This window comes from Nocardia sichangensis, from assembly GCF_047200615.1.
In the GTDB taxonomy this organism is placed as follows: Bacteria; Actinomycetota; Actinomycetes; order Mycobacteriales; family Mycobacteriaceae; genus Nocardia; species Nocardia sichangensis.
The window spans coordinates 1-689 of record NZ_JBJZOK010000131.1; the positions used below are offsets into that span (position 1 = coordinate 1).

The 689-nt window shown below is 64.6% G+C and carries 1 protein-coding gene; it reads left to right on the top strand.

The genetic code is table 11. From position 1 onward, the window contains the following. A partial coding sequence (locus tag ACL03I_RS39455; RefSeq protein WP_412808666.1) for an IS256 family transposase occupies positions 1-652 on the top strand: 652 nt, incomplete at its 5' end. Positions 653-689 lie beyond the last annotated feature (37 nt).

Sequence of the window (689 nt, forward strand, 5' to 3'; positions counted from 1 at the left end):
CGGTGAGAAGGACATCCTCGGGTTGTGGACCGGCACCGGTGGCGAAGGCGCGAAGTTCTGGCTCAGCGTGCTCACCGACATCCGCAACCGCGGGGTCAAGGACGTGTTCTTCCTGGTCTGCGACGGCTTGAAGGGGCTGCCGGAGGTGGTGGGGAACGTGTGGCCGCTGGCCACGGTCCAGACCTGCATCATCCATTTGATCCGCAACACCTTCCGGCTGGCCGGCCGCCAGCACTGGGACGCGCTGCGCCGGGATGTGAAACCGATCTACACCGCCGTCAACGCCACCGCGGCCCGCGCGGCGCTGGACGAGCTTACCGAGCGGTGGGGCACGAAATACGGTGCGATCGTGCGTCTTTGGGAAAACTCGTGGGAGAAGTTCATCCCGTTCCTCGACTACGACGTCGAGATCCGACGTGTCATCTGCAGCACCAACGCCATCGAATCCTTGAACGCCCGATACCGGCGCGCGATCAAGGCACGAGGCCACTTCCCGACCGAGCAAGCCGCGCTGAAGTGCCTGTATCTGGTCACCCGATCACTCGACCCGACCGGCGCCGGTCGGGCACGATGGACCATGCGTTGGAAACCCGCGGTCAACGCCTTCGCGATCACCTTCGCCGACCGCTGGCCCGACGCCCAAACCTACTGATGGAGATCGCCGCAAACACCGTTAGCGAGATAGACCC